Source organism: Rhodanobacter sp. DHB23, from assembly GCF_014842975.1.
In the GTDB taxonomy this organism is placed as follows: Bacteria; Pseudomonadota; Gammaproteobacteria; order Xanthomonadales; family Rhodanobacteraceae; genus Rhodanobacter_A.
Map to the genome: position 1 here is coordinate 1 of NZ_JACYXK010000028.1, position 16,459 is coordinate 16,459.

General features: G+C 67.1%; 17 protein-coding genes and 6 tRNA genes. 20 read left to right on the plus strand and 3 right to left on the minus strand.

Annotated elements, in window-relative coordinates; genetic code table 11:
• The first annotated feature begins 178 nt into the window (after nucleotides 1–178).
• The 5 genes from eno (at nucleotide 179) to truD (ending at nucleotide 4,191) form a co-directional block, all read left to right on the plus strand.
• Nucleotides 179–1,492, plus strand: a complete 1,314-nt coding sequence (gene eno, locus IHE47_RS11750; protein ID WP_192106096.1) for a phosphopyruvate hydratase — start codon at nucleotides 179–181, stop codon at nucleotides 1,490–1,492.
• Nucleotides 1,493–1,510: 18 nt separating this feature from the next.
• Complete coding sequence (gene ftsB / locus IHE47_RS11755; RefSeq protein ID WP_192106097.1) at nucleotides 1,511–1,864, plus strand: cell division protein FtsB; 354 nt, start codon at nucleotides 1,511–1,513, stop codon at nucleotides 1,862–1,864.
• Nucleotides 1,861–2,553 (plus strand): 2-C-methyl-D-erythritol 4-phosphate cytidylyltransferase, encoded by a 693-nt coding sequence (gene ispD / locus IHE47_RS11760; RefSeq protein ID WP_192106098.1) that lies wholly within the window; start codon nucleotides 1,861–1,863, stop codon nucleotides 2,551–2,553. The genes ftsB and ispD overlap by 4 nt, the downstream gene beginning before the upstream one ends.
• A 2-nt stretch (nucleotides 2,554–2,555) precedes the next feature.
• Nucleotides 2,556–3,029 (plus strand): 2-C-methyl-D-erythritol 2,4-cyclodiphosphate synthase, encoded by a 474-nt coding sequence (gene ispF / locus IHE47_RS11765; protein WP_192107142.1) that lies wholly within the window; start codon nucleotides 2,556–2,558, stop codon nucleotides 3,027–3,029.
• Nucleotides 3,030–3,171: 142 nt separating this feature from the next.
• Complete coding sequence (truD, locus tag IHE47_RS11770) at nucleotides 3,172–4,191, plus strand: tRNA pseudouridine(13) synthase TruD (RefSeq protein WP_192106099.1); 1,020 nt, start codon at nucleotides 3,172–3,174, stop codon at nucleotides 4,189–4,191.
• 65 nt (nucleotides 4,192–4,256) lie between these two features.
• Here truD and IHE47_RS11775 read toward each other — a convergent pair whose 3' ends face one another.
• Nucleotides 4,257–4,799 carry a Smr/MutS family protein gene (locus tag IHE47_RS11775; protein ID WP_192106100.1) on the minus strand — a complete coding sequence of 181 codons (543 nt, stop codon included), beginning with the start codon at nucleotides 4,797–4,799 and terminating at the stop codon, nucleotides 4,257–4,259.
• Nucleotides 4,800–4,944: 145 nt separating this feature from the next.
• Here IHE47_RS11775 and surE point away from each other — a divergent pair, with 145 nt between their 5' ends.
• The 4 genes from surE to IHE47_RS11795 are packed head-to-tail and all read left to right on the plus strand — an operon-like array spanning nucleotide 4,945 to nucleotide 8,114.
• Complete coding sequence (surE, locus tag IHE47_RS11780) at nucleotides 4,945–5,733, plus strand: 5'/3'-nucleotidase SurE (protein ID WP_192106101.1); 789 nt, start codon at nucleotides 4,945–4,947, stop codon at nucleotides 5,731–5,733.
• Between the two features lie 3 nt (nucleotides 5,734–5,736).
• Nucleotides 5,737–6,432: a protein-L-isoaspartate(D-aspartate) O-methyltransferase gene (locus IHE47_RS11785; protein ID WP_192106102.1), complete on the plus strand. Its 696-nt coding sequence runs from the start codon at nucleotides 5,737–5,739 to the stop codon at nucleotides 6,430–6,432.
• On the plus strand, nucleotides 6,432–7,040 hold the full coding sequence (locus tag IHE47_RS11790; RefSeq protein ID WP_192106103.1) for a DedA family protein: 609 nt from the start codon (nucleotides 6,432–6,434) through the stop codon (nucleotides 7,038–7,040). Before IHE47_RS11785 ends, IHE47_RS11790 begins: the two co-directional genes overlap by 1 nt.
• A 54-nt stretch (nucleotides 7,041–7,094) precedes the next feature.
• On the plus strand, nucleotides 7,095–8,114 hold the full coding sequence (locus tag IHE47_RS11795; RefSeq protein ID WP_225561839.1) for a peptidoglycan DD-metalloendopeptidase family protein: 1,020 nt from the start codon (nucleotides 7,095–7,097) through the stop codon (nucleotides 8,112–8,114).
• 58 nt (nucleotides 8,115–8,172) lie between these two features.
• Here IHE47_RS11795 and IHE47_RS11800 read toward each other — a convergent pair whose 3' ends face one another.
• Both IHE47_RS11800 and yhbY read right to left on the minus strand, forming a co-directional pair.
• Entirely contained in the window at nucleotides 8,173–8,553 is a 381-nt protein-coding gene (locus IHE47_RS11800) for an Mth938-like domain-containing protein (protein ID WP_192106104.1), read from the minus strand.
• The gene (gene yhbY / locus IHE47_RS11805) at nucleotides 8,553–8,849 is read right to left on the minus strand and encodes a ribosome assembly RNA-binding protein YhbY (protein ID WP_192106105.1); all 297 of its coding nucleotides are present in this window, start codon (nucleotides 8,847–8,849) and stop codon (nucleotides 8,553–8,555) included. Before yhbY ends, IHE47_RS11800 begins: the two co-directional genes overlap by 1 nt.
• 78 nt (nucleotides 8,850–8,927) lie before the next feature.
• Between yhbY and rlmE the strand changes: the two genes are divergently transcribed.
• The 11 genes from rlmE to clpX all read left to right on the plus strand — a co-directional run bounded on the left by rlmE (nucleotide 8,928) and on the right by clpX (nucleotide 16,230).
• Nucleotides 8,928–9,578, plus strand: a complete 651-nt coding sequence (gene rlmE, locus IHE47_RS11810; protein ID WP_192106106.1) for a 23S rRNA (uridine(2552)-2'-O)-methyltransferase RlmE — start codon at nucleotides 8,928–8,930, stop codon at nucleotides 9,576–9,578.
• Complete coding sequence (ftsH, locus tag IHE47_RS11815) at nucleotides 9,575–11,530, plus strand: ATP-dependent zinc metalloprotease FtsH (RefSeq protein WP_192106107.1); 1,956 nt, start codon at nucleotides 9,575–9,577, stop codon at nucleotides 11,528–11,530. The genes rlmE and ftsH overlap by 4 nt, the downstream gene beginning before the upstream one ends.
• Before the next feature lie 266 nt (nucleotides 11,531–11,796).
• A tRNA-Arg gene (locus tag IHE47_RS11820) sits at nucleotides 11,797–11,873 on the plus strand.
• 175 nt (nucleotides 11,874–12,048) lie between these two features.
• A tRNA-Pro gene (locus IHE47_RS11825) sits at nucleotides 12,049–12,125 on the plus strand.
• Between the two features lie 24 nt (nucleotides 12,126–12,149).
• Nucleotides 12,150–12,226 (plus strand) — tRNA-Arg (locus tag IHE47_RS11830).
• A gap of 15 nt (nucleotides 12,227–12,241) precedes the next feature.
• A tRNA-His gene (locus IHE47_RS11835) sits at nucleotides 12,242–12,317 on the plus strand.
• A gap of 14 nt (nucleotides 12,318–12,331) precedes the next feature.
• Nucleotides 12,332–12,407 (plus strand) — tRNA-Lys (locus IHE47_RS11840).
• Between the two features lie 184 nt (nucleotides 12,408–12,591).
• Nucleotides 12,592–12,677, plus strand: a tRNA-Leu gene (locus IHE47_RS11845).
• Nucleotides 12,678–12,761: 84 nt separating this feature from the next.
• Nucleotides 12,762–14,054 carry a trigger factor gene (gene tig, locus IHE47_RS11850; RefSeq protein WP_192106108.1) on the plus strand — a complete coding sequence of 431 codons (1,293 nt, stop codon included), beginning with the start codon at nucleotides 12,762–12,764 and terminating at the stop codon, nucleotides 14,052–14,054.
• Nucleotides 14,055–14,136: 82 nt separating this feature from the next.
• Complete coding sequence (gene clpP / locus IHE47_RS11855; RefSeq protein WP_192106109.1) at nucleotides 14,137–14,760, plus strand: ATP-dependent Clp endopeptidase proteolytic subunit ClpP; 624 nt, start codon at nucleotides 14,137–14,139, stop codon at nucleotides 14,758–14,760.
• A gap of 177 nt (nucleotides 14,761–14,937) precedes the next feature.
• A complete protein-coding gene (clpX, locus tag IHE47_RS11860; protein ID WP_192106110.1) occupies nucleotides 14,938–16,230 on the plus strand; it encodes an ATP-dependent Clp protease ATP-binding subunit ClpX in 1,293 nt (430 codons plus the stop codon).
• The last annotated feature ends 229 nt before the right edge of the window (nucleotides 16,231–16,459 follow it).

Genomic DNA, 16,459 nt, shown 5'->3' on the forward strand with positions numbered 1-16,459 from the left:
CGCGGCAAGTGCGCCAAGGTCGCCATCACCGCCTGTATGCGCGTCCTCCTCACCCGCCTCAACGCCATGGCGCGTGACCGCGCTGAATGGAGAACGCCGATGGCGGAGTGAAGACAGTTGCTCCTACAATGAAGCGGCAACACGAATTCATTGAACATTTCCCCGCACTGGAACCGACATGACGACACAGATCACCCGCATCCACGCCCGTGAAATCCTGGACTCGCGTGGCAATCCCACGCTGGAGGCCGAAGTCACCCTGGCGGGCGGCGGATTCGGTCGCGCCGCGGTGCCCAGCGGCGCCAGCACCGGCACGCGCGAGGCGGTGGAACTGCGCGACGGCGACAAGGCGCGTTACGGCGGCAAGGGCGTGAAGAACGCGGTGGCCAACGTCAACAACTCCATCGCCAGCGAGCTGAAGGGGTTCGACGCGGCCAACCAGGGCGGCCTGGACGCCAGGCTGATCAACCTCGACGGCACGCCGAACAAGGGCAAGCTCGGCGCCAATGCGCTGCTCGGCGTGTCGATGGCCGCCGCGCATGCGGTGGCGGCGCAGCGCAGGCAGCCGCTGTGGCAGTACCTCGCGGAAATCAACGGCACCACCGGCAAGCCCGGCGCGCTGCCGGTGCCGATGATGAACATCATCAACGGCGGCGCACATGCCGACAACAACGTCGACGTGCAGGAGTTCATGGTGCTGCCGGTGGGCGTGTCCAGCTTCGCCGAGGCGCTGCGCGCCGGCGCGGAAATCTTCCACGCATTGAAGTCGGTGCTGAAGGGCAAGGGCCTGAACACCGCGGTGGGCGACGAAGGCGGCTTCGCGCCGGACCTGCGTTCCAACATCGAGGCGCTGGACACCATTCTCGAAGCCGTGAACAAGACCGGTTACAAGGTCGGCAGCGAGATCCTGCTCGGCCTCGACGCGGCCAGCTCCGAGTTCTTCAAGGACGGCAAGTACGACCTGGAAGGCGAGGGCAAGGTGTACGCCCCCGAGCAGTGGGTGGACGTGCTGGCCAGTTGGGCCAGGCAGTACCCGATCGTCACCATCGAGGACGGCATGGCCGAGGGCGACTGGGCCGGCTGGAAGCTGCTCACCGATGCCATCGGCAAGAACGTCCAGGTGGTGGGCGACGACCTGTTCGTCACCAACCCGGCGATCTTCAAGGAAGGCATCGACAAGGGCATCGCCAACGCCATCCTGATCAAGGTCAACCAGATCGGCACGCTGTCCGAGACGCTGGAAGCCATCGCCATGGCGGATGCCGCCAAATACGCGGCGATCGTGTCGCACCGCTCGGGCGAGACAGAGGACACCACGATCTCCGACATCGCCGTGGCGACCACCGCGACCCAGATCAAGACCGGCTCGCTGTGCCGCACCGACCGCGTGGCCAAGTACAACCAGCTGCTGCGCATCGAGGAAGCGCTGGGCGCGGCGGCGGTCTATGCCGGCCGCAACGCCTTCCCGAACCTGGCCCACCTGCCGGGCTGACGGAAGCGCGCATCGTCCATGCTGCGTTGGGTCGCCCTCGTCCTGGTTCTGCTGCTGATCGGACTGCAGATGAAGCTGTGGTCCGCGCATGGCGGCGTGCACGAGGTGGATGCGCTGCGCGTGGCCATCAAGAAGCAGGCCGACGAGAACGGCCGCCTGCAGCAGCGCAACCAGGCGCTGGCTGCCGACGTGGCCGACCTGAAGAACGGCAACCAGGCCATCGAGGCGCGTGCGCGCACCGGGCTGGGCCTGATCAAGCCCGGCGAGGTGTTCTACCAGGTGGACAACCAGCCGGCGGGCGCGAGCACCACCTTGCCCTTGCCGCCGCCGGCGCGGCCCGCCGGTGCCGTCGTGGGCGGCGTTGTCAAATGAGCAGGGCGCTGTGGTGCGTGGTGCCGGCCGCCGGTCGCGGCACGCGCATGGGGAAGGATCGTCCCAAGCAATACCTGCCGCTGGCCGGCAAGCCGCTGATCGCGCATACGCTGGAGCGGCTGGCGGCGCACCCGCGCATCGCCGGCCTGCTGGTGGTGCTCGGCGCGGGGGACGAATTCTGGCCCGGCATCGGGACACTGCAAGGCAAGCCGGTGCACGTCGCCGTCGGTGGCGCCGAGCGCAGCGATTCGGTGCTGGCGGGCCTCGATGCCTTGCCTTCCGCAGTGGACGCTGCCGACTTCGTGCTGGTGCATGACGCCGCACGTCCCTGCGTGCGCGCGAACGACATCACGCAGCTGATCGAGCGTGCTTCCGATGCAGGTGGCGGCCTGCTCGGTGCACCGTTGCGCGACACGCTCAAGCGTGCCGGCGAAGGCGGCCGCAGCCTTGCCACCGAACCGCGCGACCAGCGCTGGCGCGCGTTCACGCCGCAGATGTTCCGCCGCGGCGAACTCGCCGCCGCGCTGCGCGCCGTATCGAAGGACGGCCGTGCGGTCAGCGACGAGGCGATGGCGATGGAACTGGCCGGCTTCCGGCCGCTGCTGGTCGAAGGTGCCGAGGACAACATCAAGGTCACCACGGCGGCGGACCTCGCGCTCGCCGAATTCCTGCTGGCGAGGACGGCATGAGCATGCGCATCGGCAACGGCTTCGACGTGCACGCCTTCGGCGAGGGCGACCACGTCACCCTGGGTGGCGTGCGCATCCCTCACGCGCGCGGCCTGGTCGCGCACTCCGACGGCGACGTGGTGATCCATGCGCTGTGCGACGCAATCTTCGGCGCATTGGCGCTGGGCGACATCGGCAAGCACTTCCCGCCCTCCGACGAACGCTGGCGCGACGCCGACAGCCGCCAGTTCCTGCGCCATGCCGCGGCGTTGATCGCGCAACACGGCTACGCCCTCGGCAACGCCGACGTCACCGTGATCTGCGAATCGCCCAAGGTCGGCCCGCACGCGCAGGCCATGCGCGAGAACCTTGCCGCCGACCTCGGCTGCAGGCTCGACCAGGTCAGCGTCAAGGCCACCACCACCGAAAAACTCGGCTTCACCGGCCGCGGCGAAGGCATCGCCGCACAAGCCAGCGTGCTGCTTGAAAGGCATTGAAGCCCAGGCACTCGAACCCGGGTTCCAGACCAGATCCGCAATTCCCTGACGTGGCGTGGCGCGGAAGCGTAAGGTCGCCGCTGGCGCCCACTTCTCACCCCAACCCTTTCCCCACGGGGAGAGGGAATGAATCCCCAGGCACATGACAGCCCAAGAACTTCCTTTCGCCCACGGCCCAATGCCTCCACTGACGGCCCGCCTGCGCAGCAGCCCCGAGGACTTCGTCGTCGAGGAAATCCTGGGCTACGACGCCGACGGCAGCGGCGAACACGCCCTGTTGTGGGTCGAGAAGCGCGGCGCCAACACCGACTGGCTGGCGAAGGAACTGGCGAGATTCGCCGGCGTGCCGCCGCTGGCCGTCGGCTTCGCGGGCCTGAAGGACCGCCACGCGGTCACCCGCCAGGCCTTCACCGTGCAACTTGCCGGCAAGCCCGATCCCGACTGGTCGGCCTTCCCGCACGAGAACGTGAAGGTGCTGGCCGCCACCCGCCACGGCCGCAAGCTCAAGCGCGGCGCGCTGCGCGGCAACCGCTTCGTGCTGGTGCTGCGCGAGGCGCAAGGCGATCGCGAACGCGCCGGACAGGTGCTGGCGGCCATCGCGGCGCGCGGCGTGCCCAACTATTTCGGCGAGCAGCGCTTCGGCCGCGAGGGCGGCAACCTGGAGCAGGCGCGGGCGATGTTCGCCGGGCGCCGGGTGGATCGCGACAAGCGCGGCTTCCTGCTCTCCGCCGCCCGTTCGCAGATCTTCAACAGCGTGCTCGCGACCCGCGTCGAGCGCGGCGCGTGGGATACGCCGCTGGAAGGCGAGATCTGGTCGCTGGCCGGCTCGCGCTCGTGGTTCGGGCCGGAGCCGTACGATGACGTGCTGGCCGAACGCCTGGCACGCGGCGACATCCATCCCTCCGGTCCGCTGTGGGGTCAGGGCGAACCGCCAGCTGCGGGCGCGGCTGGCGAATTGGAGCGCGGAGTCGCTGCAGCGCACGAGGACCTCGCGCAAGGCATTGCCGCCGCGCGCATGGATCAGGAGCGCCGCCCGCTGCGCCTGCTGCCGAAGGACTTGCGCTGGCGCTGGCTCGCGGACGATGCCCTGGAGTTGTCCTTCGAGTTGCCGGCAGGCGCGTACGCGACAGTGGTGGCACGCGAAATAGCGGCGACCCTGTAGGAGCACCCTGTGCGCGATGGCTCTGATGCCTGATCGGAGCAAGAGCCATCGCGCACAGGATGCGCCTACCTCAGCAGCACGACCACCGCCCCGGTGCCGCCCTGCGCCGGCCGGGCCGAGGCAAACGCGACCACGTCGTCGCGCCGTCGCAGCAGGCGGTCGGTGAGCGTCTTCAGCACCGGCCCGGCGGCTTTCGAGCGCAGTCCCTTGCCGTGGATGATGCGCACGCAATGCAGGCCTTGCAGCTTCGCCTCGGCGAGGAAGGCGGCGATGGCGGCTTGCGCGGCGGCGGCGTTCATCTGGTGCAGGTCGATCTCGTCCTGCACGCTGTACTGGCCGCGCTTCAACTGGCGCAGCAGTTTCGGCGGATAGCCGTCGCGCAGGTAGCCCAGCTCCTCGCCCACCTCGAGCACGGCCGGGTCGAAGGCCATCTCCAGCAACTCCCCCGGCACGGCGGCCTCGTCGGCTTCGAACATGCGCGGCTGCGGCGCGGGCCTGGGCGCCGATGGCGGTGCGGCTGGCGCATCGACAGGGCGAACCGCGCCGATGGCCTCGCGGAACAGGCGGGCATCGTCTTCGCTGATCGCGGTTGGCGGGCGGCGTTTCATGTCCCGATGCTAGCAAGCGCCCATTGGCGTGCAAGGCGTGCCCGTCGATCCGTGAAACCCCGGGTTCGCTCCGGTAAACTCGGGCGATTGCAGGGTGCGCACCTCGTTTCGGCGGTGCGCTGCGGTGGACACGACACGGGTCAGCATGCGAGTTCTTGTCAGCAACGACGATGGCGTGGATGCGCAGGGCATCCACGTGCTTGCCGCGCGTTTGCGCGAAGTGGGCGAGGTGACGGTGGTGGCACCCGACCGCGACCGTTCCGGCGCCAGCAATTCGCTGACCCTGGACGCGCCGCTGCGCGTGCTGCGCATGGAGGATGGCCGCTACCGCGTGGCGGGGACGCCCACCGATTGCGTGCACCTGGCGCTGTCCGGCCTGCTCGATCACGAGCCCGACATCGTGGTGTCGGGCATCAACAACTCGGCCAACCTCGGCGATGACGTGATCTATTCCGGCACCGTGTCGGCGGCGATGGAAGGGCGCTTCCTCGGCCTGCCGGCCATCGCGGTGTCGCTGGTCAGCCGCGACCATGACGGCGTGAATTACGACGCGGCCGCGAACGCGGTGCTGCTGCTGATGCGCCGCCTGCTGGTCGATCCGCTGCCGGCCGACACCATCCTCAACGTCAACGTGCCGGACCGGCCGTGGCCGGAGATCCACGGCTTCGAGGTCACCCGGCTGGGACGCCGCCACCGCGCGGCGCCGTGCATCGCGCAGACCGATCCACGCGGCCGTCCGATCTGGTGGATCGGTCCGGCGGGCGAGGTGGACGACGCCGGCCCTGGCACGGACTTCGATGCGGTGCGCCGCGGCTATGTCTCGGTCACGCCCATCCACGTCGACCTCACCCGCTACCAGGCGCTGGAGAAGGTGAGCAGTTGGGTGCAGTCGCTGGGCAACGACATGGCCGCACCCGGCCACAAGGCGGCCTGAGCGATGAACATGCACACGCTGCCGCCAGGGGCACTGAAAGGCGAGGGCATGACCTCGCAGCGCGCGCGCGACCGGCTGGCCGCGCAACTCAAGGAGAGCGGCGTCCGCGATGCGCGGGTGATCGACGTGATCCGCAACCTGCCGCGCCACCATTTCATCGACCAGGCGCTGCATTCGCGCGCCTACGAGAACACCGCCCTGCCGATCGGCCACGGCCAGACCATCTCGCAACCCTGGGTGGTGGCGCGGATGACCGAAGCGCTGCTCGAGCATTTCGACGAGCGCAAGGAAAAACCCCGCCGCGTGCTGGAGATCGGCACCGGATCCGGCTACCAGGCGGTGGTGCTGGCGGCGCTGGTGGAGCAGGTCTACACGGTGGAGCGCATCGAGGAGCTGCTGCGCCAGGCGCGTCGTCGCTTCCGCCAGCTCGGCCTCACCAACATCCGCTCGCGCCACGACGACGGCAAGCTGGGCTGGGCCGACGAAGCGCCGTTCGACGCGGTCATCCTCACCGCCGCGGGCGACAGCATCCCCAGCCGCATCCTCGAGCAGCTCAGCCCCAACGGCGTGCTGGTGGCGCCCGTGGGCTCGCCCAGCAACCAGGTGCTGATCCGCCTGCGCGGCGACGGGCAGGGCGATTTCGTGCAGGAGGAGCTCGGTGCGGTCAGCTTCGTGCCATTGCTTGGAGGCATCGGCTGATGCGTTTGTTCGGCAAGCTCTACGCCCGCGCCTTGACGTGGGCGCGCCATCCCCACGCCGTCCGTTACCTGTGTGCGCTCAGTTTCGTCGAAGCCTTCATCTTCCCGGTCATGCCGGAGGTGATGCTGGCGCCGATGATGCTGGGCAAGCGGCACAAGGCGTTCTTCTACGCGAACATCAGCCTGGCTTTCTCGCTGCTCGGCGCACTGGTCGGCTACATGCTGGGGCATTGGGCGTTCGAGGCGCTGAAACCGCTGCTGGGTGCGCTGCATCTGCTGGCGCCCATCGAGCAGGGCGTGCAGGGCCTGCGCACGCAGATGGCGCAACACCGCTGGGGGCTGTTCGGCGTGCTGATCCTCGCGGCGCTGCAGCCGGTGGTGCCGATGAAGTTCGTGACCTGGGCCTCGGGCATCGTGGGCGTGCCGGTGCTGCCCTTCCTCGGTTGCGTGGCGCTGGGGCGCGGCAAGCGCGTATGGCTGCTGGCGCTGCTGATCAGGCTGTTCGGCGAGCGTGCCGAACACCTGCTGCACAAATACATCGAATGGATCGGCTGGGCCGTGCTGGTGCTGCTGGGCCTGTTGCTGGCGTGGTGGCTCTGGCGGCATTGAGCGCACCACGCCCTGCGCATGAAAATACAGGGAGGCCTCGCTATGCTGGCGCGCATGAACCGATACCTTTTCCCTTCGCTGCTCGTTGCCGCATCGCTGCTGTTGTCCGCCTGCAGCACCGTGGTGGTGGAGCCGGCCCAGGGCCGGCAGGACTACGGCGCGCCCGTGGCGCCAGCGGCTGCCGTGGCGCACACGCCCATCCCCGGCGGCCATTACGTGGTGGTGAAGGGCGACACCATGTACTCGATCGCCTTCCGCAACGGCGTGGACTACCGCGACCTGGCGAAGTGGAACGGCATCGCCTTGCCTTACACGATCTGGCCGGGGCAACAGCTGCGCCTGTCGCCGCCGAGCGGTGGCGCACCGGCTGCCCAAGCGGCGACGATCGCCAGGCCGGCCCCGCCTCCGGTTTCCGCTGCACCGGCCGCATCGTCCGCGCCGGTATTCGAGAACGTGCAGGCGCCGGCCCAGCCACCGGCCGCATCGACGCAATCCGGCAATCACGTTGCGCCCGTGGTTGTTGCCACGGCGGGTGCGGCCGCCGCAACGGCGCACGCATCCACTGCGCCGGCAACCCCGGTGCCGAATACGGCGCCAGCCACCGCGAGCACCGTGGTGCCGGTGGCGGGAGAGCCCAAGCCCGCCGCGCCACCGCCACCGGCACCGACACCCGTGCTGGCGAGCGGCCATTCCAATTCGGCGGGCGGCGTGACCTGGCGCTGGCCAGCCGACGGCCAGGTCATCAAGCGCTTCACGCCCGGTGACGCGGTGCCCGGCGTCGAGATCGCCGGCAATGCCGGCGATCCGGTGCGCGCGGCCGCCGACGGCGTGGTGGTGTACAGCGGCAACGGCCTGGTCGGCTACGGCGAATTGGTGATCATCAAGCACAACGACAGCCTGCTCTCGGCCTACGGGCACAACAGCAAGCGCCTGGTGACGGAAGGCCAGCACGTCAGCGCCGGCCAGGTGATCGCCCAGATGGGTTCCAGCGGCGCGTCGCGCGTGGAACTGGGTTTCCAGATCCGCAAGGACGGCAATCCGGTCGACCCGCTGAGCTACCTGCCGGCGAAGTAGCTTCCTTCGTTCCCGTGAATAGTGCGGCCATGGATGGCCGCCCGTTTGGTCTTCGCGCTCAGGATGACCGCTGGAGAATGAAGGCGGCGACCACGCGTCGCCCTTCGCCGGCCAGCAGGTTGTAGGTACGCGCGGCGGCGGCGTTGTCCATCGCCTCCACGCCGATGCCCTTGCGCAGGAAGCCGGCCATGAACGCGGCGGGAGGAAACGCCTGGCGTGCGCCGGTGCCCAGCAGCACCAGTTCCGGTTGCAGGGCGAGCACGGCTTCCACGTGTTCGGCACCGAGGGTGCCGGCTTCGTGCACCGGCCAGTGTTCGACCGCGCGGTCGGGCGCAAGCAGGAAGCTGTCGGTCAGCTCGCGGTCGATCAGGGTGATGCCGTTCGCGCCGACGCGGCGCACGAACAGGTAACCCTCGGGCCGGTCGAGCGAGAGATCCATCAGCGCGGCAAGGCGATCTTCGGTTCGTCCGCATTGCGGCGGAACAGCACGGCGACATGGCCGATCTGCTGCACCGCTTCGGCGCCGGTGCCGGACAGCAGGGTGTCGAGCTGCGCCTGGCGCTCCTCCTTGTCGCCGCCGGAGAGCTTCACCTTGACCAGTTCGTGGATCTCCAGCGCCGAGCCCAGTTCCTTGACCACGGCTTCGCTGGCGCCCTTGTTGCCAAGCAGGATGACCGGGTTCAGGCCGTGGGAGAGGCTGCGCAGGTAACGGATCTGCGAGGGAGAGAGGGCCATGCGGCGGCTTCGATTCGCGGGGAGTGAGCGGCAAAGGGTATCATGCGCAACCATTCCCCTGTAGCGATGTGTCGTCCCATGAGCCGCAGCAAGAGCAGCGCCGGCTGGCTGCGCGAACATTTCAACGACGTCTACGTGAAGAAGGCGCAGGCCGACGGCGTGCGCTCGCGTGCCGTCTACAAGCTGGAAGAGCTGGTCGACCGCGACCGCCTGCTCAAGCCGGGCATGGCCGTGGTGGACCTGGGTGCCGCGCCGGGCGGCTGGTCGCAACTGGTGCGGCAGCGGCTGGGCGACAATGGCAAGGTGTTCGCGCTGGACATCCTGCCGATGCAGGGCATCGCCGGCGTGGATTTCCTGCAGGGCGACTTCCGCGAGGAAAGCGTGGTGCAGGAGCTGGAGGCGCGGCTGGAAGGGCAGAAGCTGGATCTTGTACTGTCCGACATGGCCCCCAATATGAGTGGCGTGGCCATGGCCGACCAGATCCGGGCGATGGCGCTGGCCGAACTGGCGCTGGATTTCTCCCGGCAGTGGCTGAAACCGGGAGGCGCGTTCCTGATCAAGTTGTTCCAGGGCGCGGGCTTCGACGATTACCTGCGCAGCTTGCGCGCGGACTTCTCGCGCGTGACGATGCGTAAACCAAAGGCCTCGCGCGCGCGTTCGCGCGAGGTGTACGCGCTGGCGACCGGCCGCAAGGCCGTCGCGGCGCAACCGGGCGAGAACCGCGCATGAACGAAACAGCGAAACAAGTGTTGCTCTGGGTGATCATCGCGGTGGTGTTGTTCACCGTGTTCCAGAGCTTCAACCCGCACGGTGGCGGGTCGTCCAACATGGCCTACAGCAGCTTCGTGCAGAGCGTGACCAACGGCAACGTGTCGAACGCCGTCATCAGCGCCGACCAGCCGGCCACCATCAGCGGCAAGCTGAAGGATGGCTCCAGCTACCGTACCGTGGCCCCGATACTGGGTTTCTCCACCAATGCGGTGGTGAAGCAGATGCAGGACAAGGGCGTGGAAGTGCGCCAGGACCCGGCCGAGAGCTTCTCGCTGATCGGCCTGCTGGTGAGCTGGCTGCCGGTGCTGCTGATCGTGGGCGTGTTCATCTGGTTCATGCGCCAGATGCAGTCCGGCGGCGGCGGCCGTGGTGCGATGAGCTTCGGCCGTTCGCGCGCCAAGCTGCAGGGCGAGGACCAGGTCAAGGTCAATTTCAGCGACGTGGCCGGTTGCGACGAGGCCAAGGAGGAGGTCGGCGAACTGGTCGAGTTCCTGCGCGACCCGTCCAAGTTCCAGAAGCTGGGCGGCAAGATCCCGCGCGGCGTGCTGATGGTCGGCCCGCCCGGCACCGGCAAGACCCTGCTGGCCAAGGCCATCGCGGGCGAGGCCAAGGTGCCGTTCTTCTCGATTTCCGGTTCCGACTTCGTCGAAATGTTCGTGGGCGTGGGCGCCAGCCGCGTGCGCGACATGTTCGAGCAGGCCAAGAAGCATGCGCCCTGCATCATCTTCATCGACGAGATCGATGCGGTCGGCCGCCATCGCGGCGCCGGCCTGGGCGGCGGGCACGACGAGCGCGAGCAGACGCTCAACCAGTTGCTGGTGGAGATGGATGGTTTCGAGGGCAGCGAAGGCATCATCGTGATCGCCGCCACCAACCGTCCCGACGTGCTCGATCCGGCGCTGCTGCGCCCGGGCCGCTTCGACCGCCAGGTGGTGGTCGGCCTGCCCGACGTGAAGGGCCGCGAGCAGATCCTCAAGGTGCACCTGCGCAAGGTGCCGGTGGCGGCCGACGTCGACGCGATGACCATCGCGCGCGGCACGCCGGGCTTCTCCGGCGCCGACCTCGCCAACCTGGTCAACGAGGCGGCGCTGTTCGCCGCGCGCGAGAATGCGCGCGAAGTGCGCATGAGCCACCTCGACAAGGCGCGCGACAAGATCCTGATGGGCACCGAGCGCCGCTCGATGGCGATGAGCGAGGACGAGAAGAAGCTCACCGCCTACCACGAGGCGGGCCACGCCATCGTCGGTCGCCTCGTGCCCGAGCACGACCCGGTCTACAAGGTCACCATCATCCCGCGCGGCCGCGCGCTGGGCGTGACCATGTACCTGCCGGAGGGCGACCGTTACAGCATGAACCGGGTGGCGATCGAGTCGCAACTGTGCTCGTTGTACGGCGGCCGCGTGGCCGAGGAGCTGATCTTCGGCACGGACAAGGTCACCACCGGCGCCTCCAACGACATCGAGCGCGCCACCAAGATGGCGCGCAACATGGCCACCAAGTGGGGCCTGTCCGACGAGCTTGGCCCGATCACCTACGGCGAGGACGAGGACGAGGTGTTCCTCGGCCGTTCGGTGACCCAGCACAAGAGCATCTCCAACGAAACCGCCAGCAAGATCGACGGGGTGGTGCGGGGCATCCTCGATCGCGCCTATGCGCGCAGCACGCAACTGCTGACCGACAACATCGACAAGCTGCACGCGATGGCCGAGGCGCTGCTGCAGTACGAAACCATCGACGCGCACCAGATCGACGACATCATGGCTGGTCGCCAGCCGGGGCCGCCTGCCGACTGGAACCGCAATGCCGGTGGTGGCTCCACGCCGCCGCCTCCGCCACCCAAGAGCGGTGATTCCACGCTGGGCAAGGTGGGCGACCCGGCGACGCAGAGCCGTTCCGGCCTTGATCGGTGATTGGCCGTCCAGACGTCCAAACGGTGATTGACGTTCCAGGCGAAGGGAGTGGCTCCGGCCACTCCCTTCTTTGTCCGGGCTGCGGCAAGAAAATCTCTAGCCCGACATGCATCGTCGCGAGAGGAAACGCGGCGAGGATGGGGCATCGGCAACATGCGTGAAAAAATTTCACGAAAAGTGTTGACCTTCGATGCGTGACCCTGAATAATTCCGCTCCTCGCTTCGGCGGTTCGGGAAACCGGCCAACGGAACGACAGGTTCAGTGCGCGCCCGTAGCTCAGTTGGATAGAGTACCTGGCTACGAACTAGGTGGTCGGGAGTTCGAATCTCTCCGGGCGCGCCATTTTGTACTGCAGGGCGAAGCATCCGCGCTTCGTCATGCATCCGCGGAAGAGGCCGGTGGCCTGTGCTGCGGAATGGTGGGCATGGTGTCCTGGGCGATGCTCGCGGTTTGACGGACTGTAGGGTCAACCGTAGTATTGCAAGGCTCCGTTGATGAAGGCTGTCGCGGGCTCGTTCGGGGTATAGCTCAGTCTGGTAGAGCGTTGCGTTTGGGACGCAAAAGTCGGGGGTTCGAATCCCTCTGCCCCGACCACTGCCTGTTCTGCAAACGGCGTCCGCGCCTGTAGCTCAACCGGATAGAGCATCGGCCTTCTAAGCCGACGGTTGCAGGTTCGAGTCCTGTCGGGCGCACCACTAAATGGTTCCATGGTGGACGTAGCTCAGCTGGTAGAGTCCCGGATTGTGATTCCGGTCGTCGTGGGTTCGAGTCCCATCGTTCACCCCAAAATTCAGGTTTCAGGGCCGTTAGCTCAGTTGGTAGAGCAGTTGACTCTTAATCAATTGGTCGTAAGTTCGAATCTTACACGGCCCACCAACACCGAAACGCCGATCCTCGTGGTCGGCGTTTCGCTTTGCGGAAGCAGCAAGACCGACGTGCGCAACGAGCTTGTGCTGCAGCTTGGCGCGCCCGTACAATGAACCGCTTTAGCGCAGGGTAATCATCGACTTAGGCGCTGGCTGGGCAGGTGTGTTTCCGCCTTGAAAGCCGGGCACGACAAGCGAAAGTGGCGGAACTGGTAGACGCACCAGATTTAGGTTCTGGCGGGTAACCCCCGTGCGGGTTCGAGTCCCGCCTTTCGCACCAATCGCGATGATTTCCCGGCGCAGCTTACGGTTGCCGCCATGGCGCCCCGTCGGGCGTCACAACAATCAGGTTTCAGGAGACGACATGCAGGTTTCGGTTGAAAGCATCGGCACGCTCGAGCGCAAGCTCACGGTGAAGTTTCCCGCCGAGCGCTACGAGACGCAGGTGAGTGCGCGCATCGCGGAGCTGGGTCGCACGGTGCGCCTGAAGGGTTTTCGCCCCGGCAAGGTGCCGGTGGCCGTCATCAAGCAGCGTTTCGGCGAGCAGGTGCGTGGCGAAGTGCTGTCCGACCTGATCGGCAGCACGCTGCGCGAGGCGGTGACGCAGGAGAGGCTGCAGCCGGTCGCGAATCCCGCCATCGACACCACCGGCAAGCCGGAGAACGGCGAGATCGCCTACACCGCCACCTTCGAGGTGATGCCGGAGTTCCCGCTGATCGACGTCTCCGCACTGGAGGTCAAGCGCCCGCTGGCCACGGTGAGCGACGCCGACGTCGAGAAGATGCTGGAGACGCTGCGTCAGCAGCGCCGCAGCTTCGAGCTGGTCGACCGCGCCTCGGCCGAAGGCGATTTCGTGATGTTCGAGTACGCCGCGCAGGCCGGAGACTACCGCTTCCCGGCCGAAGGTCTGGAGCGTGCGGGCAGCGTGCTGGGCTCGGGCAACCTGTTCAAGGCGCTGGACTCGGCGCTGACAGGTCGCAAGGCCGACGACAGCTATGAGGCCGAGATCGAGTTCCCGGCGGATTTCCGCAACGAGAGCCTGGCTGGCAAGACCGCCAAGGTGAGCTTCAAGGTCGTCAAGGTGCAGGAGGCCAGGCTGCCGGAGATCGACGCCGAGTTCGCCAAGCTGTTCGGCATCGCCGATGGCGACCTGGAGCACTTCCGCAAGGAAGTCCGCGCGAACCTCGAGCGCGAGCTGAAGGCCGCGCTGATGGGCCGCCTGAAGTCCGAAGTGGCCGAGAAGCTGTCCGGCACGCATGCCTCGCTGGACGTGCCGAACATGCTGGTGCAGTCCGAGGCGCGTGCGATGGCCGCGGGCAGCGTGCCGCGCGGCCAGCAGCCGCCGCCGCAGTTGATCGAGGCCGCGTTGCCGATGGCGCGCAAGCGCGTGATCGCGGGCCTGCTGATGGGCGAGATCGCCCGCAAGCAGGAGCTGAAGATCGACCGCACGCGCGTGGCGGAACAGCTCGCCGCGATTGCCTCGACCTACGAGGAGCCCGAAAAGGTCATTGAACTCTACAACGGCGACCCCCAACTGATGTCAGGGCTGCAGAACCGCGTGATGGAAGACCAGGTGGCCGAGTGGGTGGCGGAGCACGCCAACACCACCGTGCAGGACCTGAGCTTCGACGAAGTGATGCGCCCCGCGGGCACCTGATACAGGCGTCCATCCATCGGGCACGGCGCAGGCCGGGCCCGATGGCATACTCCAGGCACATCCAACAGAGAGCGCACAGACCATGGAACCGATCCAGAACCTCAACTTGGTGCCGATGGTCGTCGAGCAGACCGCCCGCGGCGAGCGCTCCTACGACATCTATTCGCGCCTGCTGAAGGAGCGCGTGATCTTCCTGGTCGGCGAAGTGAACGACCAGGTGGCGAACCTGCTGGTCGCGCAGATGCTGTTCCTCGAATCGGAGAACCCGGACAAGGACATCCACCTGTACATCAACAGCCCGGGTGGTGCGGTCACCGCGGGTCTGGCGATCTACGACACCATGCAGTACATCAAGCCCGACGTCAGCACCATGTGCATCGGCCAGGCCTGCAGCGCCGCATCGTTGCTGCTGATGGCCGGCGCCAAGGGCAAGCGTTTCTCGTTGCCGAACTCGCGCGTGATGATCCACCAGCCGTCGGGCGGCGCCCGCGGCCAGGCCACCGACATCGAGATCCAGGCGCAGGAAATCCTGTACCTGCGTCGCCGCCTGAACGACATCTACGTGCAGCACACCGGCCAGCCGCTGGAGAAGATCGAGCGGGACATGGAGCGCGACAACTTCATGAGCGCCGAGGCGGCCCGCGAGTACGGGCTGATCGATTCGGTGCTGGACCGCCGCGCCGTCGAGACGGTCAAGTCGGCCTGATCTTGGCCTTGCGATCGTCCTTGATCGCGAAGATCAAACGGGCGGCCATCCATGGCCGTACTCATCAATGATTTGTTGTGCCCATGGGGTTCCGCGTCCGCCAGCCGGTGCGGGGCCCTGTGCTATTCTCGGGCCGCAACCTGAATAACCCACAGTTTCACCAGCGGGATCGAAAGTATGAGCGACGACCGACAGGGGCGTTCCGGCGACAGCGGCAAGATTCTCTATTGCTCCTTCTGCGGCAAGAGCCAGCATGAGGTGCGCAAGCTGATCGCGGGCCCGTCCGTGTTCATCTGCGACGAATGCGTCGAGCTGTGCAACGACATCATCCGCGAGGAACTGGAAGAGAAAGCTGCTTCCGGCCGCACCCAGTTGCCCAAGCCCAAGGAAATCCGCGAGTCGCTGGACCAGTACGTGGTAGGCCAGGCGCGCGCCAAGAAGGCGCTGGCGGTGGCGGTGTACAACCACTACAAGCGCATGGAGTCGCGCCAGAAGGGCGACGACGTCGAGTTGGGCAAGTCCAACATCCTGCTGATCGGTCCCACCGGCTCGGGCAAGACCTTGCTGGCCGAGACGCTGGCGCGCCTGCTCAACGTGCCGTTCACCATCGCCGATGCCACCACGCTGACCGAAGCGGGCTACGTGGGCGAGGACGTCGAGAACATCATCCAGAAGCTGCTGCAGAAGTGCGACTACGACGTCGAGAAGGCGCAGTCGGGCATCGTCTACATCGACGAGATCGACAAGATCTCGCGCAAGAGCGAAAACCCCTCGATCACCCGCGACGTGTCGGGCGAGGGCGTGCAGCAGGCACTGCTGAAGCTGATCGAGGGCACCCTGGCCTCGGTGCCGCCGCAGGGCGGGCGCAAGCATCCGCAGCAGGAATTCCTGCAGGTGGACACCAAGAACATCCTGTTCATCTGCGGCGGCGCGTTCGCGGGGCTGGAGAAGGTGATACAGCAGCGCTCGGAGACCACCGGCATCGGCTTCGGTGCCGAGGTGCGCAGCAAGGAGCGCACGCAGAACCTCGGCAAGATGCTGGCCGACGTGGAGCCGGCCGACCTGGTGCGGTTCGGCCTGATCCCCGAGTTCGTCGGCCGCCTGCCGGTGATCGCCACGCTGGAGGAGCTGGACGAGCCGGCGCTGGTGAAGATCCTCACCGAGCCGAAAAACGCCGTCACCAAGCAGTTCAAGAAACTGTTCGAGATGGAGGACGTGGAACTGGAGTTCCGCCCCGAGGCGCTGCAGGCGATCGCCAAGAAGGCGCTCAAGCGCAAGACCGGTGCCCGTGGCCTGCGCACCATTCTCGAACAGGTGCTGCTCGACACCATGTACGAGCTGCCTTCGCTGGAGCACGTCAGCAAGGTGGTGGTGGACGACGCGGTGATCGAAGGTCAGGCCGAGCCCTACCTGATCTACCGCGGCAACCTGCAGCAGCGTGCGGCAGGCGAGGGCGGCGACGCCGCCTGATTGGATTGCCGCAGGTTGCGCAAACGGCTCCGGCGTCCGCGCCGGAGCCGTTTTGCTTTGAACGTCGAAGAGTGCAGCCATGGCCGGCTGCCCATTTGATTTTGCGGACAGGACGTTCGCAGGGGACTTTGTGTTTGCAGCTACGAATGGCTGTCCGCTTGACCTTCGGGACGAGGACGCCAGCCGGGCCTGCGGCGCTTGAGTAATCCCTGCCCAGCCTCCACTTGAC

What these genes read in the sequence shown, in the direction of transcription:
- truD (WP_192106099.1), top strand. Translation starts at nt 3,172, where the DNA reads ATGACAGCCCAAGAACTTCCTTTCGCCCACGGCCCAATGCCTCCACTG.
- IHE47_RS11795 (WP_225561839.1), top strand. Translation starts at nt 7,095, where the DNA reads ATGAACCGATACCTTTTCCCTTCGCTGCTCGTTGCCGCATCGCTGCTG.
- ispD (WP_192106098.1), top strand. Translation starts at nt 1,861, where the DNA reads ATGAGCAGGGCGCTGTGGTGCGTGGTGCCGGCCGCCGGTCGCGGCACG.
- IHE47_RS11785 (WP_192106102.1), top strand. Translation starts at nt 5,737, where the DNA reads ATGAACATGCACACGCTGCCGCCAGGGGCACTGAAAGGCGAGGGCATG.
- IHE47_RS11775 (WP_192106100.1), bottom strand. Translation starts at nt 4,799, where the DNA reads ATGAAACGCCGCCCGCCAACCGCGATCAGCGAAGACGATGCCCGCCTG.
- yhbY (WP_192106105.1), bottom strand. Translation starts at nt 8,849, where the DNA reads ATGGCCCTCTCTCCCTCGCAGATCCGTTACCTGCGCAGCCTCTCCCAC.
- clpP (WP_192106109.1), top strand. Translation starts at nt 14,137, where the DNA reads ATGGAACCGATCCAGAACCTCAACTTGGTGCCGATGGTCGTCGAGCAG.
- rlmE (WP_192106106.1), top strand. Translation starts at nt 8,928, where the DNA reads ATGAGCCGCAGCAAGAGCAGCGCCGGCTGGCTGCGCGAACATTTCAAC.
- IHE47_RS11800 (WP_192106104.1), bottom strand. Translation starts at nt 8,553, where the DNA reads ATGGATCTCTCGCTCGACCGGCCCGAGGGTTACCTGTTCGTGCGCCGC.
- eno (WP_192106096.1), top strand. Translation starts at nt 179, where the DNA reads ATGACGACACAGATCACCCGCATCCACGCCCGTGAAATCCTGGACTCG.
- IHE47_RS11790 (WP_192106103.1), top strand. Translation starts at nt 6,432, where the DNA reads ATGCGTTTGTTCGGCAAGCTCTACGCCCGCGCCTTGACGTGGGCGCGC.
- ftsB (WP_192106097.1), top strand. Translation starts at nt 1,511, where the DNA reads ATGCTGCGTTGGGTCGCCCTCGTCCTGGTTCTGCTGCTGATCGGACTG.
- tig (WP_192106108.1), top strand. Translation starts at nt 12,762, where the DNA reads ATGCAGGTTTCGGTTGAAAGCATCGGCACGCTCGAGCGCAAGCTCACG.
- ispF (WP_192107142.1), top strand. Translation starts at nt 2,556, where the DNA reads ATGCGCATCGGCAACGGCTTCGACGTGCACGCCTTCGGCGAGGGCGAC.
- clpX (WP_192106110.1), top strand. Translation starts at nt 14,938, where the DNA reads ATGAGCGACGACCGACAGGGGCGTTCCGGCGACAGCGGCAAGATTCTC.
- ftsH (WP_192106107.1), top strand. Translation starts at nt 9,575, where the DNA reads ATGAACGAAACAGCGAAACAAGTGTTGCTCTGGGTGATCATCGCGGTG.
- surE (WP_192106101.1), top strand. Translation starts at nt 4,945, where the DNA reads ATGCGAGTTCTTGTCAGCAACGACGATGGCGTGGATGCGCAGGGCATC.